At 67.9% G+C, this 26,655-nt stretch carries 28 protein-coding genes; 11 read left to right on the forward strand and 17 right to left on the reverse strand.

What is annotated here, in order from left to right; genetic code table 11:
• The first annotated feature begins 44 nt into the window (after positions 1 to 44).
• Together OV287_RS54395 and OV287_RS54400 are read left to right on the forward strand one after the other, a co-directional pair.
• Positions 45 to 788 (forward strand): hypothetical protein, encoded by a 744-nt coding sequence (locus OV287_RS54395; RefSeq protein WP_267541989.1) that lies wholly within the window; start codon positions 45 to 47, stop codon positions 786 to 788.
• A gap of 86 nt (positions 789 to 874) precedes the next feature.
• Positions 875 to 1,678, forward strand: coding sequence for a hypothetical protein (locus tag OV287_RS54400; protein ID WP_267541990.1), 804 nt, complete (start codon positions 875 to 877; stop codon positions 1,676 to 1,678).
• Positions 1,679 to 1,811: 133 nt separating this feature from the next.
• Here the strand turns inward: OV287_RS54400 and OV287_RS54405 are convergent, their stop codons facing one another.
• Genes OV287_RS54405 through OV287_RS54455 form a run of 11 tightly spaced genes read right to left on the reverse strand, consistent with a single transcriptional unit; the run spans position 1,812 to position 13,324 of the window.
• The gene (locus tag OV287_RS54405; RefSeq protein WP_267541991.1) at positions 1,812 to 2,180 is read right to left on the reverse strand and encodes a cytochrome C oxidase subunit IV family protein; all 369 of its coding nucleotides are present in this window, start codon (positions 2,178 to 2,180) and stop codon (positions 1,812 to 1,814) included.
• A gap of 13 nt (positions 2,181 to 2,193) precedes the next feature.
• The gene (locus tag OV287_RS54410; protein WP_267541992.1) at positions 2,194 to 2,832 is read right to left on the reverse strand and encodes a cytochrome c oxidase subunit 3 family protein; all 639 of its coding nucleotides are present in this window, start codon (positions 2,830 to 2,832) and stop codon (positions 2,194 to 2,196) included.
• The gene (locus OV287_RS54415) at positions 2,822 to 4,444 is read right to left on the reverse strand and encodes a cbb3-type cytochrome c oxidase subunit I (RefSeq protein WP_267541993.1); all 1,623 of its coding nucleotides are present in this window, start codon (positions 4,442 to 4,444) and stop codon (positions 2,822 to 2,824) included. The genes OV287_RS54410 and OV287_RS54415 overlap by 11 nt, the downstream gene beginning before the upstream one ends.
• A complete protein-coding gene (coxB, locus tag OV287_RS54420) occupies positions 4,422 to 5,543 on the reverse strand; it encodes a cytochrome c oxidase subunit II (RefSeq protein ID WP_267542600.1) in 1,122 nt (373 codons plus the stop codon). The genes OV287_RS54415 and coxB overlap by 23 nt, the downstream gene beginning before the upstream one ends.
• Before the next feature lie 29 nt (positions 5,544 to 5,572).
• A complete protein-coding gene (locus OV287_RS54425; RefSeq protein WP_267541994.1) occupies positions 5,573 to 5,974 on the reverse strand; it encodes a hypothetical protein in 402 nt (133 codons plus the stop codon).
• A complete protein-coding gene (locus OV287_RS54430) occupies positions 5,971 to 7,149 on the reverse strand; it encodes a hypothetical protein (protein WP_267541995.1) in 1,179 nt (392 codons plus the stop codon). The genes OV287_RS54425 and OV287_RS54430 overlap by 4 nt, the downstream gene beginning before the upstream one ends.
• Complete coding sequence (locus OV287_RS54435; RefSeq protein WP_267541996.1) at positions 7,146 to 7,736, reverse strand: c-type cytochrome; 591 nt, start codon at positions 7,734 to 7,736, stop codon at positions 7,146 to 7,148. The genes OV287_RS54430 and OV287_RS54435 overlap by 4 nt, the downstream gene beginning before the upstream one ends.
• Positions 7,733 to 8,266 carry a DUF3341 domain-containing protein gene (locus OV287_RS54440; protein ID WP_267541997.1) on the reverse strand — a complete coding sequence of 178 codons (534 nt, stop codon included), beginning with the start codon at positions 8,264 to 8,266 and terminating at the stop codon, positions 7,733 to 7,735. Before OV287_RS54440 ends, OV287_RS54435 begins: the two co-directional genes overlap by 4 nt.
• 3 nt (positions 8,267 to 8,269) lie before the next feature.
• The gene (gene nrfD, locus OV287_RS54445) at positions 8,270 to 9,679 is read right to left on the reverse strand and encodes an NrfD/PsrC family molybdoenzyme membrane anchor subunit (RefSeq protein ID WP_267541998.1); all 1,410 of its coding nucleotides are present in this window, start codon (positions 9,677 to 9,679) and stop codon (positions 8,270 to 8,272) included.
• Positions 9,672 to 12,689, reverse strand: a complete 3,018-nt coding sequence (locus tag OV287_RS54450; protein WP_267541999.1) for a TAT-variant-translocated molybdopterin oxidoreductase — start codon at positions 12,687 to 12,689, stop codon at positions 9,672 to 9,674. The genes nrfD and OV287_RS54450 overlap by 8 nt, the downstream gene beginning before the upstream one ends.
• The gene (locus OV287_RS54455; protein ID WP_267542000.1) at positions 12,677 to 13,324 is read right to left on the reverse strand and encodes a cytochrome c3 family protein; all 648 of its coding nucleotides are present in this window, start codon (positions 13,322 to 13,324) and stop codon (positions 12,677 to 12,679) included. The genes OV287_RS54450 and OV287_RS54455 overlap by 13 nt, the downstream gene beginning before the upstream one ends.
• A 350-nt stretch (positions 13,325 to 13,674) precedes the next feature.
• On the opposite strand from OV287_RS54455, the gene OV287_RS54460 reads away from it, so the two are divergent.
• The 3 genes from OV287_RS54460 to OV287_RS54470 all read left to right on the forward strand — a co-directional run bounded on the left by OV287_RS54460 (position 13,675) and on the right by OV287_RS54470 (position 16,283).
• Positions 13,675 to 14,235, forward strand: a complete 561-nt coding sequence (locus OV287_RS54460) for a hypothetical protein (protein ID WP_267542001.1) — start codon at positions 13,675 to 13,677, stop codon at positions 14,233 to 14,235.
• Between the two features lie 168 nt (positions 14,236 to 14,403).
• Entirely contained in the window at positions 14,404 to 15,552 is a 1,149-nt protein-coding gene (locus OV287_RS54465; protein ID WP_267542002.1) for an AAA family ATPase, read from the forward strand.
• Entirely contained in the window at positions 15,549 to 16,283 is a 735-nt protein-coding gene (locus OV287_RS54470) for a hypothetical protein (RefSeq protein ID WP_267542003.1), read from the forward strand. The genes OV287_RS54465 and OV287_RS54470 overlap by 4 nt, the downstream gene beginning before the upstream one ends.
• A 25-nt stretch (positions 16,284 to 16,308) precedes the next feature.
• Here the strand turns inward: OV287_RS54470 and OV287_RS54475 are convergent, their stop codons facing one another.
• The 4 genes from OV287_RS54475 to OV287_RS54490 form a co-directional block, all read right to left on the reverse strand.
• Positions 16,309 to 17,235, reverse strand: a complete 927-nt coding sequence (locus tag OV287_RS54475) for a UbiA family prenyltransferase (protein ID WP_267542004.1) — start codon at positions 17,233 to 17,235, stop codon at positions 16,309 to 16,311.
• Positions 17,236 to 17,438: 203 nt separating this feature from the next.
• Positions 17,439 to 18,233, reverse strand: coding sequence for a hypothetical protein (locus OV287_RS54480; RefSeq protein WP_267542005.1), 795 nt, complete (start codon positions 18,231 to 18,233; stop codon positions 17,439 to 17,441).
• Positions 18,230 to 18,784 (reverse strand): RNA polymerase sigma factor, encoded by a 555-nt coding sequence (locus OV287_RS54485; protein WP_267542006.1) that lies wholly within the window; start codon positions 18,782 to 18,784, stop codon positions 18,230 to 18,232. The genes OV287_RS54480 and OV287_RS54485 overlap by 4 nt, the downstream gene beginning before the upstream one ends.
• Positions 18,785 to 18,825: 41 nt before the next feature.
• The gene (locus OV287_RS54490) at positions 18,826 to 19,830 is read right to left on the reverse strand and encodes a hypothetical protein (protein ID WP_267542007.1); all 1,005 of its coding nucleotides are present in this window, start codon (positions 19,828 to 19,830) and stop codon (positions 18,826 to 18,828) included.
• Between the two features lie 338 nt (positions 19,831 to 20,168).
• On the opposite strand from OV287_RS54490, the gene OV287_RS54495 reads away from it, so the two are divergent.
• The 5 genes from OV287_RS54495 to OV287_RS54515 all read left to right on the forward strand — a co-directional run bounded on the left by OV287_RS54495 (position 20,169) and on the right by OV287_RS54515 (position 23,208).
• Positions 20,169 to 20,579, forward strand: a complete 411-nt coding sequence (locus tag OV287_RS54495) for a hypothetical protein (RefSeq protein WP_267542008.1) — start codon at positions 20,169 to 20,171, stop codon at positions 20,577 to 20,579.
• A 144-nt stretch (positions 20,580 to 20,723) separates the two neighbouring features.
• A complete protein-coding gene (locus OV287_RS54500) occupies positions 20,724 to 20,873 on the forward strand; it encodes a sensory rhodopsin transducer (protein WP_267542009.1) in 150 nt (49 codons plus the stop codon).
• Between the two features lie 159 nt (positions 20,874 to 21,032).
• Positions 21,033 to 21,467, forward strand: coding sequence for a CBS domain-containing protein (locus tag OV287_RS54505; RefSeq protein ID WP_267542010.1), 435 nt, complete (start codon positions 21,033 to 21,035; stop codon positions 21,465 to 21,467).
• Positions 21,468 to 21,496: 29 nt separating this feature from the next.
• The gene (locus tag OV287_RS54510; protein WP_267542011.1) at positions 21,497 to 21,904 is read left to right on the forward strand and encodes a hypothetical protein; all 408 of its coding nucleotides are present in this window, start codon (positions 21,497 to 21,499) and stop codon (positions 21,902 to 21,904) included.
• Between the two features lie 152 nt (positions 21,905 to 22,056).
• A complete protein-coding gene (locus OV287_RS54515; protein WP_267542012.1) occupies positions 22,057 to 23,208 on the forward strand; it encodes a site-2 protease family protein in 1,152 nt (383 codons plus the stop codon).
• A 9-nt stretch (positions 23,209 to 23,217) separates the two neighbouring features.
• On the opposite strand, the gene OV287_RS54520 is transcribed toward OV287_RS54515, so the two are convergent.
• On the reverse strand, positions 23,218 to 23,772 hold the full coding sequence (locus tag OV287_RS54520) for a hypothetical protein (RefSeq protein WP_267542013.1): 555 nt from the start codon (positions 23,770 to 23,772) through the stop codon (positions 23,218 to 23,220).
• A gap of 291 nt (positions 23,773 to 24,063) precedes the next feature.
• Here OV287_RS54520 and ggt point away from each other — a divergent pair, with 291 nt between their 5' ends.
• Complete coding sequence (gene ggt / locus OV287_RS54525) at positions 24,064 to 25,884, forward strand: gamma-glutamyltransferase (RefSeq protein ID WP_267542014.1); 1,821 nt, start codon at positions 24,064 to 24,066, stop codon at positions 25,882 to 25,884.
• A 27-nt stretch (positions 25,885 to 25,911) separates the two neighbouring features.
• Here the strand turns inward: ggt and OV287_RS54530 are convergent, their stop codons facing one another.
• Positions 25,912 to 26,637 carry a Uma2 family endonuclease gene (locus tag OV287_RS54530; protein WP_267542015.1) on the reverse strand — a complete coding sequence of 242 codons (726 nt, stop codon included), beginning with the start codon at positions 26,635 to 26,637 and terminating at the stop codon, positions 25,912 to 25,914.
• Positions 26,638 to 26,655 lie beyond the last annotated feature (18 nt).

A 26,655-nucleotide genomic window follows, 5' to 3' on the forward strand; every position in this document is an offset into this window, starting at 1 on the left:
TCCGGGCCCGCCGGGCACACCGCACCAGGAGGAGCATGCTGGCCATGAAAAGCAGTGGAAGCAGGACGATGAGCACCTTGGGGCTGGCGGGTTTTCTCCTGGTGCTCGTGGCGGTCCTCGGTGCCCAGGCGCAGCCGCCCTCATCCAAGCTCCCTGGCCGTAAGCCAGACTCCAGGGAGCCCTGGGACGCGTTCCTTGGCCGAGCCGCACATTACGCCATTGGCAGGGAGTACAGCGTGCGGCACCCCTCCAGCGTCGTCTTCCTCGACAACGTCAACCTCTACAGCATTGTGAAGAGGGGCAAATTGGGGGACCCCGAGCGCCTTTCGGAGTTCGTGAGGCGCTTGCGTCCGGACATCACCGATACCCGTCTCCTCGTGCTGTTCGAGCTCAAGCCGGACGATGAAGAGTCGCGCAGTGAAGGGAGAGAGCAGGTGGAGCGCTATCTGGCGGCCCTGAATGAGGCTGTCGACCCTGGCAAGCAACTCGTAAGAGGCACCGGCTTCGAGGGGACCCTCTTCCTCGAATTCGAGAATGGGGGAGCACTCTGGAAGTTGTCCTGGCGCACGCCAGAGCCCGGAGTGACGCTGTACCGCTGGAGCTACCGGTGCAAGAAGCCCGGTGCCTCCTGGAAGGAGCGGGCGGCCCAGAAGGAAGAGGAGGTGCCCAGGGAAGAGGTAGAGCAGCGCGGCGAATTGGCCGAGCAGGCGATCCGGGCTGCCTATGAAGGATGCGAACGCCCCAAGGGTTTCCAGGGCCAGGTCTATTTGCCCGCGGAATGCCGCTGAGCGGGCGGGCGGCGTTTGCGCTCTTGGCGCGCGCGAAGTGCCTGGCGCTTGAGGCACATCTGACCGCTATGGTAGGGCGCAAGGCCATGAACCCTGAACACTCCCAGGTGCTCGAGTTTCCAGCGTGGCTCTACGGCACCAAAGCCGCCATCCTCCGCAAGGGGAGAGCCGAGGGACACTGGTGGGCTCGGGAGTATCTCAAGACTGGTGCTTTTCCCCAGCCCCGGCAGATGCGACAGGTGTCACCCGGCGAAGTGCTGGTGATGCACTCGGTGGCCGACTTCGACACGGGCGACCCCCGCTGGCGGATGCACATGTTCATCGAGGTCTTCATGGGCTTGGATGAAGGCGTCCCGAAGGAGGAGCGCCCGCGCATGAGTGACGCCTTCGAGTCCTTCTGTCTGAGCACCCCTTGGGGGGCTCTCGACCATGTCGTGTCTCCGCCCCCGCCGCATAGCGCTGAGCGCATGGCGAACCGGCTCGCCGCCTTGCTCCGCTTCTGGGAGGTGCTCCAGGGCCTTCGCTACGCGTTCTGGTCGTTCGATCAGAAGTACACGCTGGAGGAGCTCATGGATGACATCTACCGCAGGACCCTGGAGGCCTGGTGCCCCGGAGGCCCTGCCCCTGTGCGCGAGCATCTGGCCCTGACGGTGGAGCGCATGTCTCACGCGACCCGGGAGGATTGCATGGAGGCCGTACTCCGGGTGATTTCTGGCATCGTCGAGGTGGACACCGATCTCAAGAACCGCGAGGTGCTCAGCAATCCGGACTTTCTGCGTGAGCGCCTCTCCGCGCTTCCCCCGAAGAAGTTCGAGGATATCTCCAGCGCCTACAAATACGCGGTGTCCACGCAGTTGTCGGACTGGGACAGGGAGCTGGGGCGGTATTAGAGCGGCTCCCCCTACAGGAGAGGGCACGGCTCGAAGCGGCGGGCAGCCTCTAGTGGCAGCGGCGGGATTCGAACCCGCGTCCTTCCGGAACCCTCACCCCGTCCCGCTCCCGGAGGGCGAGGGGAGATTGGGCTCAGTGGTCTGACCCGAGGGGTGCTGTTCTCGTCGATGCAGGTCGTTTCGGCTCCAGCTCCTCTTGGATTCCGTCCGGCCTCGCCATCCGGATTCGTGTCATCGCCTCCAGCAGCGACACTCCCAGCAGCAAGCCCAGGAACAGCACTGAGATTGGCAGCACCACCCTCCTCGCCCCTCGCTGCTCCACCAGGTGCATGAAGAACATCGCCACCAGCACTGTCTTTACCACCGCGATTCCCAGCGACGTCGGCAGCGAGTACGGGCCTGGTTTCACCTTCGTCCCCAGCACCCACGTCAGCACTGTCAGCACTACCAGCACTATCCACACAGCCACGTAACCCCAGGTGGACTTCTTCTTCTCCGCCATGGTGCGCCCCCCTTCACTCCACCAGGTACAGCAGCGGGTAGATGAACAGCCAGAAGACATCCACCAGGTGCCAGTACAACCCTCCTACCTCGACTGGGATGTGGTACTCGGCCGTGTATTTCCCAGCCACCGCTCCCCAGACCAGCCATCCCAATAACCCCATCGCCACCAGCATGTGGACGGCGTGCACCCCCGTGAGCAGGAAATAGAGCGTGAAGAAGAGGCTCCCCCCTCTCACCGGCAGGTCCTCGAGCCGGTAGTACGCCCCGGGCAACGCTCCGTCCGTCCAGTGCTTCCAGTACTCCCAGCCCTTGATGACCAGGAAGCCCACTCCCATTCCTATCGCCACCAGCAGCACCAGCGCCGTCAGGAATTGCTTTCCCTGCCGGATGGAGTGCACCGCCAAGGCCACGAACAGGCTGCTCGTCACCAACAGCAGCGTCTGCACCGTCGCCCACCCCGTCTCCAGGTGCTTGCTCGCCTCGACGAACACCTCCGGGTAGTAGTACCGGTACACCGCGTACCCCACGAACAGGTTCGTGAAGAGCAGCACCTCCGAGCCCAGGAAGATCCACATCCCCAGCTGCGCCGCGTGGCTCTGGTTCTCCCTGCTCCCGAAGTGCTCTTCCCACGGCGACGTTTCAGTAGACACGGGGCGCCTCGGGCACGGTGTAGTCGTGGACCTCGCGCTCGAAGCGCGGGGCCTGTGTGAAGTTGTGCGGCGCCGGCGGCGAGCCGCTGTGCCACTCGTATCCCCTCGAGCCCCAGGGATTCGGTGTGCTCTCCGGGCCGTACCTCAGCGACCACAGCAGGTAGATGGCGATCAGCCCGAAGCCGAATGCCAGCAGCGACGCCCCCGCCGTGCTCAGCACGTGCAGCCACTGCATCTCCGCCGGGTACTGGTAGTAACGCCTCGGCATCCCCAGGTTCCCCAACAGGAACTGCGGCAGGAACGTCACGATGAAGCCGAAGATGATGGTGATGGCCGACAGGAACGACCAGCGCTCCGGGTACACCCTCCCGAACATCTTCGGCCACCAGTAGTGCAGCGCCGCCAGGAACGCCATCAGCACCGCCCCCACCATGATGTAGTGGAAGTGCGCCACGATGAAGTACGTGTCGTGCCAGTGCACGTCCAGTGACGTCGTCGCCACCGCCACCCCCGTCATCCCCCCGAAAATCAGCAGGAAGATGAACCCCAGCACGTAGAGCAGCGGCACTCGTAGGTCGATGCTTCCCCCGTACATCGTCGCCACCCAGTTGAAGATCTTGATGGCCGTGAAGATGGCCACCAGCATGCTCAACACCCCGAAGAACCCCGAGCCAAACGTCGACTGCCCCGACACGAACATGTGGTGCCCCCACGAGAAGAACCCCACGAAGGCAATCCCAAACGTCGACACCGCAATCATCTTGTAACCGAAGATGTTCTTCCGGCTGAACGCACACACCACTTCGGTGATGACCCCCATCGCCGGCAGCACCATGATGTAGACCGCCGGGTGCGAGTAGAACCAGAACATGTGCTGGAACAGCACCGGGTCTCCTCCCCTCGAGGGGTCGAAGATGCCCACTCCCAGCACCCGCTCGAAGAACACCAGCAGCAGCACCATCCCCAGCACCGGCGTCGCCACCACCTGGATGACCGAGGTGCCGTAGAGCGCCCAGACGAAGAGCGGAATGCGGCTCCAGTGCATCCCCGGCGCCCTCAGCGTGTGCACCGTGGTGATGAAGTTCAGTCCCGTGATGATGGTGGAGAACCCGATGACGAACACCCCCATCAGGATGGGGGTCACCGCCGTCGGCGAGGTCGTGCTGTACGGCGTGTAGAACGTCCACCCCGTGTCCGCTCCGCTCCACAACATGCCGAACAGCGTCAGTGCCGCTCCCGCCACGTAGATGTACACCGAGGCCAGGTTCAGCCTCGGGAACGCCACGTCCTTCGCCCCCAGCATGATGGGCAGCACGAAGTTGCCGAACGCCGAGGGAATCGCCGGAATCATGAACAGCCACACCATCGTCACCCCGTGCAGGGTGAACATCCGGTTGTACGTCATCGCGCTGATGATGGTCGGCCCCGGAGTGAGCAGTTCGATTCGCAGCACCATCGCGAAGACGCCCCCGAGCAGCAGCGCCAGGATGACCAGCACCAGGAACATCACCCCGATTCGCTTGTGGTCTCGCGTCAGCAGCCACGAGCCCACCGTCGTCTCGTGGTTGAGATAGGTGACCTCCGGCTGACTACTTCCCGCCGATGGGTTCATACACGGGCCCCTCCGACCGGATGGTCTCCAGCCGCGCGCTGCGCAGCGTCTTGATGTACTCGACCAGCGCCGCCACCTCCGCCGCCTCCAGCACTCCCAGGAACGCCGGCATCACCGGCTCGAACCCCGCCACCACCTGCTCCCGCGGATTCATCATCGACTCCGTCAGGTACGCCTCGTCCGCCACCACCGTCTCCCCGCTCGCCAGCCGCTCTCGTCTCCCGTACAGGTCCAGCCACGTGGGCCCGATGTGCGCCGTCCCATCCACCGTGTGGCACTTCAGGCAACCCCTCTCCGCCGCCACGCGCTCGCCCCGCGCCGCCAGCGTTCCCCTCTCGCCGTACATGACTTCGCCGTGCGGCTCCTGCGCGTCGTAACGCACCGCCTGCCGCGCGGGCTTCTGGGACTCCTCCCGCTCGGGGGCGCTCGGCGTCGCGTCCCGGCGCGACACCGGGCCTCTCCGCTGCTCCTGCATCCATGCCTCGTAGTCCTCCGGTGAGAGCGCCACGACCTCGGCCCACATCTCCGAGTGCTTCAGTCCGCAGAACTCCGCGCACATCACCCGGTAGCTGCCCGGCTTCGTCACCTCGAACCACGTCTGCGTATAGGCGCCCGGCAATGCGTCCTGCTTGATGCGGAACGCCGGCACGTAGAAGGAATGGATGACGTCCCGGCTCGTCAGCAGCAGCCTCACCGGTCTGCCCACCGGCACCCGGAGGACGCCGATGGCGTTGGGGCCCTCGGGATAGGTGAACTGCCACATCCACTGCTTGCCCACCACGTAGACGTCCATCGCGTCCGGCGGCGGCGTCTGCATCCGGATGAAGTCGTGGAAGCCAATGAAGAACCACGCCAGGAACGTGGTGAGCGGCACTCCCACGAACAGCACTTCCCACCCGAGCGTCGTCTGTATCTTGGGGGTGACGTCCGTCTCCGAACGCCTCCGGAACCGGATGATGAAGTATGCCGACAGGCCGAGGACGAGCGTGGCCACCACCATCGCCGTCGTGATGATGACGTAGTGCAGGGAGTCCACGTCCTTCGCGATGGTGGACGCCTGCTCCGGCAGGAAGAGTATTCGCCGGAACACCTCGTTCACCGTGCCCCCGAAGGAGTCTTCTCCCGGAGTCATCGCACGCCCCCGTCTCGTCGCTGCTGCTGCTCGCTCACGACGCGCTCGATGCCCCGCTCGATGGGGATGTGCACCACTCCCGCGTCCCGGTTCACCCAGCCGTAGCCGTGCAGTCTCTTCTGTTGCTCGGCCTTCTCGTCCTCCGCTCGGGTGTCCAACGGGAAGAGCCCCGTGTTGACGATGTTGAGCTCCGCCTTGCCCAGCTCCTGGGGCTCCGAGGGGCCCGCCGGGTTGAGGTTCTTCTCGCGCCGCTGGAGCTGCACCCAGGTGATCACCACGAAGACCGTGAAGACGATGAGCGCTCCGGCGAGCACCCCGCTCACCCACCTCCCGCTCACCGGCTGCGGGTCGCGCTCGGGCGTCTTCCACTCCACCTTGGGCCCCTCCTCGCCGCTCATTTGCTGTACCTCAGGGACTCGTGCAGGTAGGGGTCTCCCACCGGCACCGTGGCGTGTCCCCTCAGCCTCCACAGCGTGAAGGCCACCGCTGCTCCCCCCACTCCCAGGAAGGCCGACACGTCCGCCCAGTGCGGCCCTGGGCCCTTCGGGCTCACCACCGGCACCACCAGCCACCAGGTGTCCGCCGCGTGCGCCACCAGCAGCCACACCGCCGCCACCGTCAGCGTCCGCCGGTGCTGCTTGAAGGGCCTCGACAGCAACACGAAGAACGGGAGCAGGAAGCGCGCACTGACGATGAACAACGCCACCGGCTCCCAGGCCCCCCTCGCGCGCAGCACGTACCAGGGCACCTCGTGCGGCAGGTCCGCTATCCAGATGAGGAAGAACTGGCTGAAGGCCATGTAGGCCCAGAAGATGCTGAAGGCGAACAGGAACTTGCCCAGGCTCGCCCGGTGCGAGTCATTGACCAGCTCGCCATACAGGTTCGGCCCCCTCGCCAGGCTCGTCGCCAGCGTCAGCATCGCCAGCGCCCCCACGAACGCCCCCGAGAACCAATACAACCCATACACCGTCGAGACGAACAGCGGCTCCAGCGACATCAGCCAGTCCAGCGACGCGAACGACATCGCCAGCCCCATCACCGGCAGCGCCCCCGCCCCCAGCCACCACTGCCACCGTGTGAGCTTCAGCTCGCCCGTCTCGTCCTGTCGCCTCGACCAGCGCAGCAGCAGCTCTCCCACCGCAGTCCAGACGCCGAAGTACACGGCCGACCGTCCCACCCAGAACGGCAGGTTGAGCCACGCCCGCTTGTGCTCGAGCTTCTTCAGGTCCTTCTCGGACAACGGCGGCTCGCCCAGCCACGGGTAGAGGTGGCTCGCCCCCACGAGGATGGGCAGGAAGAGCAGCGCGAAGAGCGGCAACGTCGCAGCCATCGTCTCCAGCATGCGCCGCAGCACCACCGGCCAGCGCGCCTTCGACGCGTGCCACGCCCCCAGCAGCAGCAGGGACGCCACGGCGATTCCCGCCCAGTACGCGAAGGCGAACAGGTACCCGAAGAGTGTTCGCCGCGTGTCCACCGCGAAGCCGACTCCCGTCACCCCCAGCCCCACCGCGCCCACCGCCGCGGAGGCCAGCATGGGCCCTCGCCCTCCCGTGAAGCGCTCCATCACCTTCATGGAGGGCCCCCCTTCTCAAGCTGGGGCCGAGCCTCGGGCGGCACGTCTTCGAGCCTCGCTCGCTGGCTCTCTTGGAGCGCCCGCACGTACGCCACCACCGCCCACCGCTGCTCCGGCGTCAGTTTCTCCGCGTACGCCGGCATCAGCCCGAACCCCTGCGTGATGACGTCGTAGTAGTACCCGTCCGGGTACGGCGGCATGTCCACCAGCGACGGTGGCTCGCGCAGGCCCATGTTCTTCGCGACCTGCGACACCCCGTCCCCCAACACCCCGTGGCACGTCGCGCAGTAGATGTCGAAGGACCTACCCCCGCTCTCCACCAACTCTCGTGTCACCGTGAGAGGGATTGAGTCCACGTATCCGCCATCCGGCGCGTCCTTGCCCGTGAGGAGGAACCGGTCCTTTCCCCTCCTGTCCCTCGGCACCGTCCCCACCGGCGGCTGGCGCATCGCCCGCTCGTCCGCGAAGAAGGCACTCTCCCGGTAGGGCAGCGCCTTCGGCTGCTGCTTCATCCCTCCCCAGCCCTGGAAGTCCACGGAGCAGCCGGTCAGCACCCATGCCACCGGGATGAGGAGCAGGCACCTCATTCCTTCTCCTCCACCACCGCGGTGTTCCTCGCCGCCAGCTCGCGCAGGTGCCTCAGCACTGGCTCCGCTTCTTCTCGCTGCTTCGTGGTGACGCTCACCCAGAAGCTCCCCGTGGAGGCTGTGCGGAAGGACTCCAGCTCGAAGAGTGGATGGTGCGGCCTCGGGAAGCGGAACAGCCACATCAGCCCGAAGAAGAGCGACAGCGCGGCGAACAACACCATCGACTCGAAGGTGATGGGCACGAAGGTCGGCCCCGAATGTGGCGGGCGGTTGCCCACGTTGAGCGGGGAGTCCACCGCGCTCGTCCACCATTGCAGCCAGTATGCGAACGCAGCCCCTGTCAGCCCCGCCACCAAGGCAAAGCCACGCAGCGGCGAGGGCTTCAGCTCCAGCACCTCCTCGATTCCCTCCACCGGGTAGGGCGAGAAGGCATCCAGCGTCTCCTTCGCGTAGCCCAGCTCGCCCAGTCTCCGCAGGGCCTTCTTCGCCTCGTCCCCCGAGCCGAACTCTCCCACCACCCAGTAGCGCATGGCTCAGGCCTCCTTCTCCCGCAGAGGGTGGTCGAGCGCCTCGGTCAGCTCGTGGTGCAGCTCCTTCACCTCGCTGATGGGCACCGGCGGGATGAACCGCAGGAAGAGCAGGAACAGCATCCCGAAGAAGCCCACCGAGCCGAACAGCAGCCCGAAGTCCACCCACGTGGGCGAGTAGTGCTCCCAGCTCTTCGGCAGGTAGTCATGTGCCAGCGACGGCACGATGATGGTGAAGCGCTCCAGCCACATGCCCGCGTCCACCGCCAGCGCGGCGAACCACACCACCACGACGTTCGCGCGCAGCTTCGGGAACCAGAAGAGCTGCGGCACCAGGACGTTCGTGCACATCTGTAGCCAGAAGAGCCAGCCCCACGTCCCCGTACGCTTGAAGGCATACGCGGCCAGCTCGTACTCGTCGCCGCTGTACCAGGCGAAGAAGTGCTCCTGCAGATAGCCGTACGAGACCATCAGCCCCGTGGCCAGCAGCAGCTTCGTCAGGATGTCCACGTGCCTGGTCGTAATCACGTGGTGCAGGCCCAGCGGCCGGCGCACCGGCAACAGCAGCGTCAGCACCAGCGCCAGCCCCGAGAAGATGGCCCCCGCCACGAAGTACGGCGGGAAGATGGTCGAGTGCCACCCCGGCACCTGCGAGATGGCGAAGTCGAAACTGACGATGGTGTGCACGCTCAGCACCAGCGGCGTCGCCAGCCCCGCTAGCAGCAGGTACGCCGTGCGCCAGTGGTGCCAGTGTCTCGCCGAGCCCGTCCACCCCAGTGAGAACAGCCCGTACCAGAACTGTCTCCGCGGCGTGGCCGCCCTGTCCCTCGCCGCCGCCAGGTCCGGCAGCAGGCCCAGGTACCAGAACATCAGCGACACCAGGAAGTACGTGGTGATGGCCACCATGTCCCACGGCAGCGCGCTCTTGAATTGAGGCCATACGTCCATGGTGCTCGGGTACGGCACCAGCCAGTAGAAGAGCCATGGCCTCCCCAAGTGCAGCAGCGGGAACAGCGCCGCCTGCATCACCGCGAAGAGCGTCATCGCCTCGGCGAAGCGGTTCACCGACGCCCTCCACTTCTGCTGGAAGAGCACCAGGATGGCGGAGATCAGCGTCCCCGCGTGGCCAAAGCCAATCCACCACACGAAGTCGATGATTCCGAACGCCCACCCCACCGGGATGTTGTTGCCCCACGCCCCAATTCCCTTCACCAGCGTCACCGTGATGGCCAGCGCGAAGAGGCCTGTGCCTCCCAGCGTCAGCAGGAACAGTGCCCACCACACCCGGCCTGGTGCTCGCTCGATGGGCTTCAGCAGCGAGCCCGTCAGGCTCTCCGCGCTCTGCGCTCCCTCGATGAGCGGCACGGGCTCCAGAGGGTCCTGCGTCGGTGTCTCCGAAGCCCCGCGCTCAGCCATGCTCGAGCTCCGGGTTCGGGTTCTTGATGCGCGCCAGGTACGCCGTGCGCGGCTTCGTCCCCAGCTCGTGCAGCACCGCGTAGTGCCTCGGGTCCCCGTGGCGCTGCGCCACCTCCGAGTCCCTCTCGTGCAGCGAGCCGAAGGTAATGGCCTCCGTGGGGCATACCTGCTCGCACGCGGACTCGAGCGCCTCCGTGTCGATGGGCCTCCGCTCCTTGCGCGCCTCGATGCGGGCTCGCTCAATCCGTTGCACGCAGTACGTGCACTTCTCCATCACCCCCCGCATCCGCACCGTGACGTCCGGGTTGAAGCCCAGCTTCTCCAGCTCCGTCACCGTCCCCCGATAGTCGAGGTAGTTGAACCGGCGGACCTTGTACGGGCAGTTGTTGCTGCAGTACCTCGTACCGATGCACCGGTTGTAGACCATCTCATTGAGGCCCTCGTCCGAGTGCACCGTCGCATTCACCGGGCACACGTACTCGCATGGCGCCGCCTCGCAGTGCTGGCACATCATCGGCTGCGGAATCATCCGCGGCTCGTCCGGCGAACCCTCGAAGTACCGGTCCACCCGCAGCCAGTACATCTCCCGCCCTCGCTCCACCTGCTCGCGCCCCACCACCGGGATGTTGTTCTCCGCCTGGCACGCCACCACGCAGGCTCCACAGCCGATGCACCGGTTCAGGTCCACCGCCATCGCCCACTGGTTGGGTTTGTCGTACTTGAAGGGCTCGTACAGCGCCGCCTCCGGGCCCTTCAGGTGCTTCAGGTACTCGGGCTTCTTCTTCTCGAAGTCCTCCAGCGTGTCCTGGAGGGCGATCTCCCGGCCCTCCATCGCCCAGTGGTCCTGCGATGTCGCGTAGCTCCCTCGCCCCTCCACCTTCTCCACCTGGAGCCCCTCCGCGAACCACGGCGCGTCCGCGTGCCTCAGCAGGTATGCGTTGACTCCCAGTTCCACTGGCGGCTCCGGGCTTTCGTCCCACTCGCGCCCCCAGCCGAGCTCCAGTGACACCGTGTCGTCCGCGTGCCCCGGCAGCACGTACACCGGGGCCTCCAGCTCGCGCCCCCGGAGCGTCAGCTTCACCTTGTCCCGAGCCTTCAAGGACAGACGCTCGGCCGTGCGCGGGCTCAGCAGCGCCGCGTTGCTCCAGGAGAGCATCGTCAGCGGGTCCGGCATCTCCTGTAGCCACGCGTTGTGGAAGTACCGCCCGTCTCGCACCTTGTAGCCAGGCAGCAGGTTCAGCTCGAGGCCCTGTGCAGACTTGGGTGCGAAGGCTTGGAGGCTCGTATCCAGCGCTTTCGTGTCCAGCGTGGGCGTGACACCTGAGCTCTGGGTGCCGGGAATCGTCCCCACCGCCAGCCACTGGTCCCAGGTGTCGTTGAAGGCTGCTCCCGCGGCTCCCTCCCTCCGCTGCCAGTGAGCCTTCACCAGTTGGTAGGGGGTCTGCTCCGCCACTCCCGCGAACGGGGAGAGCACGTCCAGCTCCGTCAGCCCGTGGAAGAGCGGCTCGATGAGCGGCTGGATGATGCTCGCCGTCCCGTCCACCGCCCGCGTGTCCCCCCAGGACTCCAGCACGTGCGCCGCCGGGAGCACCCAGGCACTGTGCTTGGACGTCTCGTCCTCGCGGAAGGCCAGGTACACCGTGTTCGGCACCGCCATCAGTGCCGCCCCCAGTGTCACTCCCACTGGCGCCGTGTACGCAGGGTCGAAGGCCGTCACCACCAGCGTGTCCACCCGGCCCGCGCTCGCCGCCTCCGCCAGTTCGCGCAGCACCTCCGGCCCACTCCGCCCTGCTTCCACTCCGGGCTCGTGCAACGTGATGAGGCGCCGCTGGCTCCCGAGTGTCTCGTTGAGCAGGTGCGCCACCGCGTGCACCCTCGGCGGTTGTCTCTCGCCTACCACCACCACCGCTCGCGCCCCGTTCCTCGCCAGGTCCGCGGCGACTGCTCGCACCTCGCTCGCCCTCTCCGGCCAGCCGAGCTTCAGCTCTCCGTAGTGTTCAAGTCCGGCCAGGTGGTGCGTTGTCGACAGCTCGCCCAGCACCGCCAGGGCAAAGCGCTCCACCTCCGAGGGCTTCATCCGGAAGCGGTGGTCCGCGTTCATCCCTGTCACGCTGCAGTGGGACTCCGCCACGTACAGCCGGCTCATCTCCCCTCGCAGCGGCGTCCTCGAGCGGGAGAACTCGCGCGCCTCGCTCAGTGAGAAGGGGCCCTGGGTGAGGAAGTCCGCGTCCAGCGACAGCACTACGCGCGCCAGGTCGTAGCGCACCCGCGTCTCCAGCGGCCGGCCGTATGCGAGTCTCGCGCCCTCGTGCACGTTGTCCCGCGAGAGCGCGTGGTACGTCTCCACTCGCGCCCTCGGGAAACGCTGGCGGATGCGTTCGAGCAGCTCGCGTCTCGTTGGCGACGCCGAGGGCTCCAGCAGCAGCCACAGTCCCTCTCCTCCGTTCGTCTCCAGCCGCCTCGCTCGCTCCGTCTGTTCTTGGAGGTATTCCTTGAAGGAGCGGGACGTGCCTCGCAGCTTCACTCCTCGCACTCGCGATGTGTCGTAGAGGTCCACCAGCAGCGCCTGCGCTACGTGGTTCGTCGCCCCCAGGCTCGCCGGGTGGTCCGGGTTGCCCTCCACCTTCGTCGGCCGGCCCTCCCAGCTCGTCACCACCAGCCCCGCTGCGTAGCCCTCTGGCTCCCACGCCGTCGCGTAGGTGTTGGGCAGGCCCGGCTTCACGTCCGCCGGCTGGTGCGTGTACGGCATCACCTTCTCCGCCGGCTTCTTGCACGCGGCCAGTCCCGCAAGCGCCGCCGTCGTCCCCGCCAGTTGCAGGAAGCGGCGCCGGTCCAGGCCTCGAGGGGGCTCGGCCGCTCCCGGGGGGAACTCGCGATGAGCTGCCCTCTCCAGCTCCAGAGAGCCCTGGAGCTCCTCCAGGCTACGCCAGGCTCGCGGACGCTCCGCGCTTCCCGCCCTCGGCGAGTCCTGGAGCACGGGCAATGGGTAGCGGTCGGTCACCGGTGGCATGTCGTGCAGTTCGTTCGCGGTTGGACGTCGTAGCGGCTCGCCAGCTCCTCGGGCCTCGGGTCTTCCGGCCCCCTCTGCCAGCGCAGCGAGGTGATGGCTTCCCGCGGACGCAGGTTCGGCACCGGGTTGCGGTGGCAGTCGAGGCACCACCCCATGGACAGCGGTTGCACCTGCTCGATGGTGGGCATCAGGTCCACCCGCCCGTGGCACGTGACGCACCCCACCCCCTTGCTCACGTGGATGGAGTGGTTGAAGTAGACGAAGTCCGGCAGGTCGTGGACCCGGCCCCAGGGAATCGGCCGGTCCGCGAAGTAGGACTGGCGCACCGGCTCCAACAGCGGGCTCTGGTTCCAGATTTGTCCGTGGCACCCGAGGCACGTGGCCAGCGAGGGGTAGCCCGCACTGGAGGAGACCTCCACGGTGCTGTGGCAGTAGCGGCAGTCGATGGCCTCGTCCCCCGCGTGGTGCCGGTGGTCGAACTGCACCGGCTGAGGGACGGGCTGCCTCAGGTTCTGCGCCAGCGGGCTGCGCGCGTACCCCCAGAGCCCCAGTGCCCCGAGCACCGGTGTGGCCAGCAACCCCGCGGCAACGACTCGGGCCACGGTGTTCGCGCGAGGTGTGAAGATCCAGGCCATAGAGCGCCCTGGATGACCGCGCTCGAACGCCCGGTTCCCAGGGCTTTTGACCCTAGGAGAGCACCCGCCAGTGCAACAATCACCGCGTTTCGTGGCCTTCCAGTTGTGAACCCTGACTGCACGGCAACTGTCTGGAATCGCGCGGGGGCTCGCGAGGGTGGAACCCGGGGCCCGTGGCACCCTCACCCCGTCCCTCTCCCGAAGGGAGAGGGGTGTCTGGCGCGTTCTTCCCAAACTTGTCCAACTGTTGGACAACTTCGTGACGAGCGCCTCCGGGACGCTTCCCGTCAGAGCGTGCTCGCCTACCATGCCCCTTCCCCCCATACGGCCCTCGGGCCAGGAGTGTGGCCATGCGGATGGTGCTCTCGAATCGGTGCTCCCTGGTCGCGCTGTGTCTCGCCGTGCTCGCCTTGGGTGGGTGCGTGCATCCGCAGTTGGAGTCGGCGCGTCCTCAGGAGCCTTCGCTCACCCGGTGCTCCAACCCCGCAGGCCGGTACTCGATTGGTCATCCCTCCTCGTGGAAGACGAACGCGGGCAATGGCGTGGAGCCATGCCGCTTCTTCCACCCCACTCGCTTCGAGGTGCAGCCCCACAGCGAGGAGCCGCTCGTCGCCGTCTCCGTGAAGCGCGAGCCCATGACGCTCTCAACCTTCGTCCAGGGCAACACGGGCTCCAGCTATGAGATCCTCCAGCAGGAGCGGCTCACCCTCGCCGGCCGCCCCGCCGTGCGCCTGGAGCTGCGCGCCACCTCCGAGTCTCCGCTGCTGCCCCCAGGCACCCGCGAGTACCTCTACGTCATCGGCGATGGGGACTCCGTCATCCGCGCCAGCACCCTCGCCGTGCGCGGGCTCGACTACGCGGGCAACAAGGTCGTCCTCGATGAGATGGTGCGCACGCTGGAGCCTCGCTGAGCCCTCGCGGGCCCTGTCCACGAGCACTGACGGGCATCTCCGTATTCAGAGCTGGGAACGAACAAGGAGCCCGTGTTCGTTTCTGTCTCCGCGTGGAGCAGGTGCTAGAAGAAGCGGGAAGCGAGGAGTGAACCCGGGCAGCGGAGACGGGTCGAGCGGAGCACCACGATGCGATTGAAGAGTCTCACCTTCGAGGACAAGCGAACCGGCTGGAGGCTGGAAAATCTGCGCCTGGATCGCTTCAACCTCCTCGTGGGCGCTTCGGGAGTGGGCAAGACACGAATCCTGCGGGCGATTCAGACCGTCCGTAACCTCGGTCGTGGAGTTGACGAACCGTATCCCAAGCAAGGCGTCCGCTTCGATGTCCGGTTCGAACATGAGGAGCGAGACTACGCATGGCAATTCGACAGCGCGGCTCGCGACCTTGCTCCTGGCGAAGACGAGGAAGGAGACCCACTCGAGGACAGCAGTTCGGTTGTTCTCTCAGAGCGCCTGCACATCAGCGACGAGGGACTGCTCGTCGAGCGAAACCAGGACAGGTTCCTGTTCAGGAGTACCGAACTTCCGACGCTCAATCGCTCCTCAAGCGCCCTTCAACTCCTGGATGAGCCCTCCATCCACCATCTGCGCCAGGCGTTCGCGGAGTACTTTTCAAGCGCGATGGGGGCTCAAGGCTCGACGGAGATTGTCAACACGACGCCGGGCCCGGTCGCGAAGGGATTCCCTACGCTCGAATCGTTTCGCGGCCTTACTGGCCTGCATCCCGTCGTGAAGGCCTTCATTCTGCAGGAAGGTTCCGCTGAACGGTTCGAGCGTTTCAAGCAGCTCTTCATCGATATCTTTCCCACAGTGGAAGATGTGCGCGTGGATCGCCGGGCAACAATGGGACTGGGGAGGCGAATTCGCGAGTACCTCTCCTTCAAGCTCAAGGAGCGGGGTGTTCCCACCTGGATCGAGGCCAGGGACATCTCCTCCGGAATGGCGCGCACGCTCAACCACCTCGTGGACCTGATGCTCGCCCCCGCTGGGACCGTGTTCTTGATCGACGAGTTCGAGAACAGCCTCGGAGTGAACTGCATGGGCCCGCTGACCGACTTCATCCTGTCGCGCGCCGATGACCTGCAGTTCATCATCACCAGCCACCACCCCTACATCATCAACAACATTCCCAAGAGCTACTGGAAGCTCGTGCGTCGCAAGGGGAGCACCGTGCGCGTCACACCCGCCTCGGAGATTCCCGCCTTGCAGGGTCCCTCCGCCCAGGACGACTTCATCCGGCTCATCAACTCGCCCGAGTTCGAGGAGGGCATGGAGTGAGGCTCTACTTCCTCGTCGAGGGCCGGCGCACCGAGAAGAAGCTCTACAAGGCCTGGCTGGGCTACTGCTTCCCGCAGCTCCGTGAAGTCGCCAAGGCCGCGGACCTGGCAGAGGATTCCTTCTTCATCCTCGCCGGCTTGGGCTACCCCTCCTACCTCCAGCGCATTCCCGGCTCGCTCGAGGACTCCGCCCGGCAAGGCGTCGACCATCTCTTCATCTGCATCGACTCTGAGGAGCGCTCCTACAGCGAGAAGCGGGAGGAAGTGCTCAGCATCCTGGCGAGCGCCAACGCGGTCCTGCAGCACCAGGGACTCCAGTACCGGGGCCAGGTCCACGTCATCGTCGCGGACTGCTGCATCGAGAGCTGGTTGCTGGGACACCGCAGGCTCGTCCCCCGGCAACCCGCCGACGCCAAACTCGCCGAGCTCAAACGCTTCTACGACGTCTCCCAGAATGACCCGGAGCGGATGGGCTGCCCCTCGGGCCATCCGCTCGAGAGGGCGAGGTTCCACCACGAGTACCTGCGCCAGGTCTTCTGGCATCACGGCCAGTCGTACACGAAGGAGCGGCCAGGCATCGCCGTAGAGGCCAACTACCTCGCGGCCCTCCGCGACCGGTGCCTCGACCCGGCTCATGCTCCAGCCCATCTCGCGAGCTTCCGCCTGCTCTGGGACACGTGGAGCGCCCTGGGTGGCCGCTACGACGTGGAGGCTGGACTGTCAGCCTCCTGAAGCCCTCACGGGCCCGCCGCTCCTCTCACAGCACGACGATCGTGCTCAGCAGCGCCAGGCAGTACCAGTAGGTGAACAGCAGGTACGTCCGGTGGTCCTCCTGCTTCGTCCTCCACCCCACCACTCGCACTGCGATCACCCAGCTCACCAGCGCCAGCCCGGCGTCACATGCCGCCACCACCGGCGTCAGCCCCTGCGGCTTCATCAGCGCCTCGTGGATGATCAGCGGCAGCACCCCGAACAGCGTCCCCAGCACGTACCTCGTCCGCTTCTCCCCGAATACCAGCGGGAACGTCTTGCGACCGCTCGCCCTGTCTCCCTCCAGGTCCCGCAGGTCCTGCAACGACACCAGCAGGAACACCACGCTCGCCAGCACCGCGATCCACCGCCACGTCTCCGCCGTCAACGGCCCCACCAGCTGCCACGCCGCCGCCAGCTGCGTCACCACCCCCAAAGCAATCAGCAGGTTCTTCGCCCACCAGTGCTTCGCCGCTCCCGCCTCGTTGTGCACCACCAGCAGCACCTGCCACAGCAACGCCCACTCCCAGACTCCAAAGCCCCACCCCACCAGCGAGAGCAGCGCCATGCTCACCCACCAGCGCCGCCGCGTCCCTTTCACCGTCACCTCGCCCCTCACCAGCGGCCGGTGCGGCTTGTTCACCCGATCCTCCTCCACTCCCACCAGCTGGTTGGACAGGTTGAACGCATACGTGAACAGCCAGAAGTAGAGCAGCCCCCGACACAGCCCCCACGCCACCTCGAGTGCTCCCAATCCCTCATGGCCACTCGCCGCCACCAGGAACAACAGCGGTGGTATCACCGCCGACGACACGTCTCCCCCGATGAAGCGCCAGCTCACCCAGAGCTCTCGCATCATCAACCGGGGCCACGCCATCGGCTCGGCTAGGTGCATCCCCTCGATCGTGCTCCGCATCATGAGTCTGGGCTGCATCGTTGCCTCCCCCCGGCTCGCCCCCTGGCCGTGCGAGTCTTTGCCCAATCATAACTCAAGGTGCGACAAGGCTGTACTTCATGGCCAAACAGTCAGCCCCGCATCCAGCGACGCTGGGACTTTTCAGACATCCCGATGTCGCACTCGCAGTCCGCTCCCGCCTCGCTGCAAGTGCACACCCTGGCTGCCGCGTTTGGCTCCTCTCAGGGCCTCGTGCCTGACAGCAGGCCCTGGATGCGGACTCCATGCGTCGAGGTCGGATAGTGCGCTCGGAAACGCTCCGCTCGCGCCTCGGCCTCCGTGCGCCGGCCCAGTCTCACCAGGGCGTCGATGGCCAACACCTCGCGCTCCTGCGCCAGCGCCCCCTCCGGGAAACGCGTGGCGTGCCGCTCCGCCTCCGCCAGCGCCCCTCCCGCATCCCCTCGCCTCACCGCCTGGTACGCCGACTCGAGCAGCGCGAGCTCTTCGTCCATCGTCTCCCGCGCCTCCATCGCCGGCGCGGTTGCTGGAGCATCGGGTGCACGCGCGCGAGGGACTCGTGGCGCCGGTACGGCCTTCGTCTCGGGCGCGGGTGTCTCGGCGGCCACCGCTGGAGCTGGAGCCGGCGCGGCTTCCACTCGTGCCGGCGCTGGCGCGGGAGCCTCCACGGGCACGGGTGCCACCACCACCGTCTCCACCGGGCGCTCCACGGCGCGCTCGCGCTCGAAGACACGGCCCGCCTGGAAGCTGCCTCCCGCGATGGCCGCCACCGCCAGCCCGGCCAGGACCTTCGTCTTCAGCCCTCCCCCGGTTATCGGAGCGACGTCACTCGAGGGCTCCGATGCCGCGCTCGACGCAGGGGCCTCCGGCGCTTCCAGCAGCGGCCCCAGCTTCCCCGCCAGCGCGGCGAGCTGCTCGGGTGACGGCTCGTCCAGGCTCGCCGCCCCCAGCAGCGCCCGCAGCTCCGCCGACGCCTCCGAGCCCTCCTCCAGCAGTCGCACCGGCTCGCGCGGATTCATCGCTCGCCTCCTTCCGCCCGAGCCCGGGCCACCGCTCGCTGGACCCACTCGCGCGCCGCGTACAGCCGCGCATACGCCGTCTGCACCGGGCACCCCACCGCCTGCGCCACCTCCGCCATCGGCCACTGCTCGAGCTCGAAGAGCACGAACACCGCCCGCTTGTCCTCGTCCAGCTCGTCCAGCAGCCGGTCCAACAGCGCTCGCGCTTGCCTCCTCGCCACCACCTCCACCTGCTCCGGCGCCTGTGTCCCCTCCGGCAGCTCGGCCACCGTCGTCTCCCGCAGGACGTGCGCCTTCCTCCGGTAGTCCGACGCCACCCGCCGGCAGATGCCGAACAGCCACGTGCGCACCGCCGCGCCGCCGTCGAACTCCGCCAGCTTCCGGTGCACCACCACGAACGTCTCCTGGCTCACGTCCTCCAGGTCCGCGTCCCTCACGCCCAGCCGGCGCAGCGTGCGCCACACGAAGGCCGCACTCTCGGCGTACACCTGCTGGAAGCTCGGAAGGGTCGGCCGCGCGGAGGGGCGCGTCGCCAAGGGGGAAGGCGGCATCGGCGGGGAAACCTGCTCCCGTGACTCTATCCCATCCCCCTTCATGGGCCGAGGAACGACACTCCGACGTCCACGCTCCCCTGCACGGGCAGCCCCAACCCCAGGTCCTCCGCCGTCCCGTCCGGCTTCAACAGCCGCACCGTGGGCCGCAGCCAGCCATACCCCGCCCCCAGGCCCACCTGCAGCGCCGTGCCATGCGTCAGCCGCCTCTCCAGCCGGGCTCTCAAGCCGAGGTCCCCCCGAAGCAGCGGCTCCATCCGGCCCTGCTCGTATCCCTGGCTGTAGGCGAACACGAGCGAGAACCCCGCCGTCGCGCAGCCCGACACGGACCAGGCCCCCTCGCCCACCGACACCGGGCACACGCCTGTCTCCGCCCCCGTGCTCACCAGCAGCAGTCGCCCTCCGTCCTTCGTGTAGGACTCGTAGGGGTACAGGCTCATCCGAACGAGCCACGTCCACTCTCCAGGCACGAACCAGACCGTGCCCGCCAACCCCGGCACCACCCCAAAGCCCGCTCCCGCCGAAACCGTCGCCGCCAGCGTGTTCGCCCTCCCACCCATGCGTGGACCGGGTGCCTCGGGCCGTGGACGCGGTGACTCGGGTGGTGATGGCTCGGGTGGCGGCTCCTGCACCGGAGGGCTCGCAGGGGCTGGGCTCGTCGAAGCGGGGCCCGAGAGCGCCGCGGTGGGGTCGATCATCAGCGCCATCACCAGCAGCAGGCGCGGCTCGATGGCGGAGCAGGCCTCCTCCCGTGTGGACACCTCGCGACTGCCCAGCACGTTGCCGCGCACGTCCACGAGCGACAGCCTCGCCTTCCACCCCGAGGGCCCTCCCCGCTCGAGCACCCCGTCCACGAGGTACTCCGGCTCCGGCCCGAATACCGTGCGCCCCAGCCGCTCCTCCACCGCTCGGGCCAGCGGCGCGGCCTGGATGCACCCGGGCCCGGCGTTCCAGCGCAGTCCCCAGCGAGACTCGGAGCCAGGCCCTGCCAGCGCCGGGCCACTGGCCAACAGCAACACCACCCCACACCGCGACAGCACTCCCATGCGCGGCCTTAAACCACGCACCGGGCCTCAAGGCGACGCTGGCGGCGTCCTGCGCAGCACCATGCCCCTCTCTCCGCCAGCAGCAGGCCACGGCCCTCCTCACGGCATGGCACACCCCCGCGAACCCCTCCGCATTTCGTGTCTGGTTCCTTCCTGAATGGGGGCTCCCGTGTGTCTTTCTGAATCGATATTTCCTGCGTCGGATCGCGGGGTTGCACCACAGTCGGGGGGTCCGGCGGCGAGCGAACACTTCAACTGCCCTGAATCCCCTCATCCGGCAACGTCAGACACCCCGCGTATTGTGTTTCTCATCAAGCTGGTGGATCACGAGGTGCGGCATGAGCTGGATCATCTACCTGATGGGCGCAGCGGGCTTCGATTCGGTGAGGGATTTCCCCGAAGGTTGGTCGCCTCCGACCCTCGGCCCCCGCGAGGTCGTCATCCGCAAGCTGCGTGAGGTCCTCCCCGGCATCTTCTTCCCCCACCTCGCCGAGGGCTCCTTCCACGGCGACGGCTTCTCCATCACCTTCGAGCTCGGCCCCTGGGAGCCAACGCCTCGCGTGAAGCTCATCGTCCATGGCACCGGCGATGAAGTGCTCGATTTGATTGGCAAGGTGGCCGAAGCGTTGGATGCGCGTGCGCTCGACACCGGGCTGGGAGACTTCATGCGCTTCCACAAGGACCCGGACTCCGGCCGTCATGTCTGGCGCGACGCGCCCCAGCCCGGACAGTGGGTCGCTCCGGCCTGAGGTCCTCGGGTGCTCGGTGGGGGAAGACCCTCACCCCCGCCCTCTCCCAGAGGGAGAGGGAGTCAGCGGGCGAGCCCTCTCCTGCCTTGCTTGCGCTCCTCGCGGTCACTTCCCACTTCACCAGGGAATTGCTCGCACAATGACTTGAAGCACCCGGCGCCCGTCCCGCGAGACACCGGCTACTCGAGCGTCTTCACCTCGGACGTGCCCATCGTCGTGCAGCACACCCGGCTGGACTCCCGGCAGGCCGAGAACGCCCTCCTGTCCACCATGGCCTTCCCCGTGCCCTCCTAAGTGGCCCTCGGCCGACCGCGCACTCTCCGGGTGGACGGCCCCGGCCCGCGTTGCCCCTCGCCGGGATGCTCCCCACGGTTCTCCGGAGGAGACGGTGCCCGGCGCGCCCCGCGGCACCCCTACCGCGGCACCTACGTGCGGCAACCCAAAGGAGCGGCCATGGCCAAGATGATTCGTGAAGTGATGTCGGGCGACGTGGAGGTCATCAACCCCAATGACACCCTCCGCGATGCCGCCGAGAAGATGCGCAGCCTCAACGTCGGTCCCCTCCCCGTCTGCGACGGCCAGCGCATCCTGGGAATGATTACCGACCGCGACATCGTCGTGCGCGCCATTGCCCTCGGACGCGACCCCAACTCCACCCAGGTCGCTGACGCGATGAGCTCCGGCATCGAGTACTGCTTCGACGACGACAACACCGATGATGTGCTCCGCCGGATGAAGGCGAAGCAGATCCGCCGGATGATCGTCGTGGACCGCAGCAAGAAGCTGGTGGGCATCGTCTCGCTGGGCGACCTGTCCGGCGAGGTCAGCGAACAGAAGGTGGGCGAGACCCTCGAGGGCATCTCCGAGCCCTCCAGCCCCAACTTCTGACGGGCCTGGCCTCAGGGGCCGGCGTCCGCGTGGCGCTCCGGCCCCTGGCCCCCGTTCCACCGCGCGAGCCCCACCGGCCCGCCCGCCGTGCCTCGACGACGAGCCTCAACGACGAGCCTCCCATGAAGGACCCTCCGCGCTTGCTGGGCAGCCTCTTCCTCGCCTGGGCCGTGGCCCAGGTCATCGTCTTGGGGGTAGCCCTGACCGTCGCCCCGTACCAGGGAGCCGTTCCCCCCTTCTTCTGGGTCCCCCTCCTGCTGTCCGCCCTCGCCTACGGCGGCGTGGGGTACCTGCTGCGCCGTCACGCCCCCCAGGCCCGCGTTCCCGCCATCGTCCTCAGCGCGCTGGCCCTGCTCTCCTTCCCCGTCGGCACCGCCCTCGGCATCTACGGCCTGTGGACCCTGCTGGGCCGGCGCGAGGCCCGCGCTCGCACGTAAGGCCTGGCCCGGCCTCAGGAGTGGCCAGAGTAGCCTGTCGAGGCAAGCGCCCGTCCGCCTCCTCGGAGCCGGACCGGGAGACGGCCCGTCGTCCCCCCGCCGGATGGTTCTGTTCGTGACGGTCCCCACCTTTGCCCCAGCGAGGTGTCACCGTGCGCGGAGCCTTCAAAATCGCCACCCTGCGGGGCATTCCCATCCGGGTGCACTACTCCTTCCTGCTCGTGCTGCCCTTCCTGGCCTTCCTCTTCGGCCAGGCCTTCCGCAGCGCGGCCCTCGCCGCCGACATCCCCCCCGAACGCCTCATCGGCCACCCCATGCTGTGGGGCCTGGGCCTCGCCGTCGCCCTCTTCCTCTCCGTGCTCATCCACGAGCTGGCCCACTCCTTCTATGCCCTGCGCAAGGGCGGCGAGGTCTCCGACATCACCCTGTTGATGATCGGCGGTGTGTCGCGCATCACCCGCATGCCCGATGGGCCCCGCCACGAGGCCCTCATGGCCCTCGCCGGCCCCGTCACCAGCTTGCTGCTCGGCGGCCTCTTCCTGGGCATCTACGTGCTGCTGGAGGGCGCGCGCTCCTTCAACCTGCGCTTCGCCTTCTTCTACCTCGGCTCGCTCAATATCTTCCTCGGCCTCTTCAACCTGCTGCCCGCCTTCCCCATGGACGGCGGCCGCGTGCTGCGCGCGCTCCTCACCGGGAAGCTGGGCCGGGTGCGCGCCACCCAGACGGCTGGAGCCATCGGCAAGGGCTTCGCCCTGCTCTTCGGTCTGCTGGGCCTCTTCGGCGGCAACTTCATCCTGCTCATCATCGCCTTCTTCGTCTTCATGGGCGCCGAGGCCGAGTCGCGTGAGGTGCTCATGCAGTCGCTGCTCAACCGGGTGCTCGTGCGCGAGCTGATGGTGCCTCGCACTTCCTCCGTGTCGGCGGAGGACTCGCTGGAGGAGGTGGCCACGCGCATGCAATCCGAGCGACGGCGGGCCCTGCCCGTGCTGGACGGCGGACGCGTGGTGGGCGTGGTGACGCTGGCGGCCGTACGGCAAATGCCCGCGCCACGCCGCGGACAGGTACGGGTGCGAGAGGTGGCCCTCCCCGTGTCCGAGCTCACCCCCAGGACCACCGCCTGGGAGGCCCTGCGTCAAATGGGCCAGCGCCGGCTGCCGCAGCTCCCCGTGGTGGAGGACGGCCTGCTGGTGGGCACCGTCACCCAGGAGGACATCATGCGCGGCCTGGAGCTGCGCGAGCTGGAGGACTCCCAGCGCCACGGCCCGTGGGGGCTCGGCCCAGGCCAGCGCGAGTCGCCGACCTGAGCGGCCCGCTCAACCTCCCGGGCTCGAGTGCCCCAACGTCTCCGTGAGCGTCTCGAGCGCCAGCCGCTTCTCCGCGCGCACCCGGCCCACTCGCCCCAACCACCCGTTGGAGGCCCTCGCCACACGCCAGCCCACCTCCAGCAGGCACCCGTGGAAGCGCGCGGCCTCGCCCAGTCCCAGCCGCTCCGCCACTCGCGAGCCCAGTGGACGCAGCGGCTCCAGGTCCGGCGCCTCACTCAGGCGCTCCAGCCCCAGGGCGTCAAGCTGGCGCAAGGACTCGCCGCAGATGCGGCCCACCAGCGGGCTGCGCGAGAACCGGCCCGCCCCGAGCACCGCCCTGCACGCCTCGCGCTCGCGCTCGCGCACCGGGCCGTCCACCGTGGCCACCCACAGGAAGGCCCTCAGCGGCGCGTCCTCGAGGAGCCGCCACTCCTCCTGCGTGAAGCCGCACCGGTGGAAGGCGTGCACCACCGCCTGCGCTTCCTCGCTCGCCGCCTCCTGCTGGACGAGGAACGACAGCGCGTCCCCCGGTCGCGATCGGACTGGCCAGACCCCGTGGTCCATGTGCTCCCCCCTGGACATGTCTGGGTTTCCAGCCGCCCCCCCGCCCACGTCCATTCCGGGCAGGCATGGTAGGGACGCTGTCGAGCCCGACAAATCAGCCCTGCAGGCGCGTCGCCACAAAGCCGACACACGCGCGGCGCTCCTGTGCAATGTCTGGCATCCGCGCGCCCTCGGGTACGGCTGTCCTTCACCGTCAGCGTGCGCCTCCGGAATTCCTCTCGCATGCCAAGCCAGGAGAGCGCCTGGAAATGGACACAGCTCGGGTGAGGACGGCTGATAGGCTTCGCCTCCATGCGAAGGATTCTCTTCTCCGTCAGTGCAGCGCTGTGCCTGGGACTCGGCCCCGGTTGTGCCACCTCCTCAGCGCTCAAGCCCGACGCTCGGCAGCCCCCCGCCTCTACCGCCACCGGACGCGGAGGCGCCGCCGCCACCGTGGACGTGCGCGCCACCTCCGCAGCCATTCAGGTGCTGCGCTCCGGTGGCAATGCCGTCGACGCCGCCGTGGCCGCGGCCAGCGTGCTCGGCGTCACCGACCCGTACTCCTGTGGCATCGGCGGCGGTGGCTTCATGGTCGTCTACCTCGCCGCGGACCAGCGCGTCGTCACGCTCGACCACCGGGAGACCGCACCCCAGGCCCTGGAGCGCTCACGCCTCTACGAGAAGGGTGCGCCCCTGCCCTTCGGCGAGTTCGTCACCAGCGGCCTGTCCGTCGGCGTCCCCGGCTCCCTCATGGGCTGGAGCGAGGCCCTCCGCCTCTACGGCTCGCGCTCCCTCGCCGACGTCCTCCAGCCCGCCATCCACGTCGCCGAGCAGGGCTTCGAGGTGGACGCCACCTTCGTCGCGCAGACGCGTCACAACGTCGAGCGCTTCCGCGACTTCACCAGCTCCGCCGCCCTCTTCCTCGGCCCGGATGGGCAGCCCTGGCCCGTCGGCTCCACCTTCAAGAACCCCGGCCTCGCGAGGACCTACCGGCTCGTCTCCGAGGGCGGCGTCCCCGTCTTCTACCGGGGCGAGCTTGCCCAGGCCATCGTCGACACCGTCACCCGGCCTCCGCTCGTCCCCGGTGCCTGGCGCAAGGTGCGCCCCGGCGTGATGCGGCTGGACGACCTCGAGCGCTACGAGGCCCTCGTCCGCCCCCCCGTGACGAGCACCTACCGCGGCTACACCCTCTACGGTATGGGCGGGCCTGGCAGCGGCGGCGTCACGCTCGCCCTCACCTTGAATCTGCTCGAGGCCCAGGAGCCGGCGTCCGTGTCTCGCACCGCCTTCCTCCACCGCTACCTGGAGGCCTCGCGGCTCGCCTTCGCCGACCGCAATGCCTTCCTCGGCGACCCCGCCTTCGTCTCCGTCCCCGAGGCCGGACTGCTGTCGCGCGACTACGCCGCACAGCGCCGCTCCGCGCTCAGCGTGGCCCGGGCTTCCACCACCACCGCAGCCCCCGGCAATCCCCTTCCCTTTCAGGGTGAGGGCTCCACCGCCGCGCCCCTGTCCGAGGTGGCTCGGCCCTCCGCCGAGGAGACGGTGCCTGATAAGGAGACCACGCACATCACCACCTCGGATGCAGCCGGCAACCTCGTCGCGTACACGTGCACCATCGAGGGCGAGGGAGGCAACGGCATGGTCGTCCCCGGCTACGGCTTCCTGCTCAACAACGAGCTGACGGACTTTGACCTGCCTGCCTCCGTGGACGCGCCCCACCCCAACGCCCCCGCCCCGGGCAAGCGGCCCCGCAGCAGCATGAGCCCCCTGCTCGTCTTCAAGGACGGAGCCCCCGTGCTCGCGCTCGGCAGCCCCGGCGGCTCCACCATCATCACCACCGTGGGCCAGACGCTCGTGAATCACCTCGACTTCGGTATGCCCATTGACCAGGCCCTGGCCGCGCCTCGCGTGTCCCAGCGCAACTCGCCGGACAACAAGAGCCAGGCCGAGCCTGCGTTCATCGCCTCGCCCGAGGCCACCGCGCTCGCGGCCATGGGGCATGGGTTCACCAATGTGGGGCAGATTGGCGCACTCACCGCCATCCGATTCCACCCCGATGGCACCGTCACCGCCGCCGCCGAGCCCACCCGCCGCGGGGGTGGAAGCGCCATGGTCGTCGAGCCTGTGAAGTGACACGGCTGGAGTGGGGGCCCGAGAGCCTCACTCCCCACGGGACTTGAGCCGCTCCAGCTCGACCTGAAGTTCCGCGAGACGGCGCTCTGCCTCTTCGCGCCGGCGTACCTCCTCAGCGCGCTGCCGTGCTTCCTCGTCCGCTCGCCGCTGCGCCCCGTCCAGCATCCCTCGCAGCCGCTCGTTCATCTCCTCCGGCTCCAACAGGAGGGCGTTGCCCGCCCAGAAGCGCAGCCGCTCTTCGTCGAGTTGCAGCTCCAGCCCCAGCACCTCCGAGGGATACCGGCCGTGCCTGGGCTCTATCCGCACGTACTCCCTCGCCTCCGGTGAAGGCAGCCGATACGCCTCCAGCCTTTCCCTGGCGCGGTCGTAGATGAAGTATCCGGGGATTCCCAACCGGGCGTAGCGACGCACGTTGTACTCGGCGTCCTTCTTGCGGTCGCCGCCCACGTGCACCTCCATCACCCAGTCCAGCCCCTTGCCCTCGCGGCTCACCACCCACTTGCCGCGCAGGTGCGGGTCGGCGTCCAACACCACCAGCAGGTCCGGCGCGAAGCGCCTCTCCCCCGGATAGTAGATGGGCAACTCCGTCCCCACGTACACCCGGCGCCGCTGCTGCTTGAAGTAGCCCCGGAGTGCACCCAACGCCTGCCGCTTCCCCTCGGAGTGCAGGTCCCCCTCCGGCATCGCCATCTCATCCCACGTCACCTCCGCGGGAAGAGACTCCACCACCCGCTCCCTCTCCTCCATGCTCATCGCCTCCCACTCCTCCTG

Source organism: Archangium lansingense (assembly GCF_026626635.1).
GTDB classification, from domain to species: Bacteria; Myxococcota; Myxococcia; order Myxococcales; family Myxococcaceae; genus Archangium; species Archangium lansingense.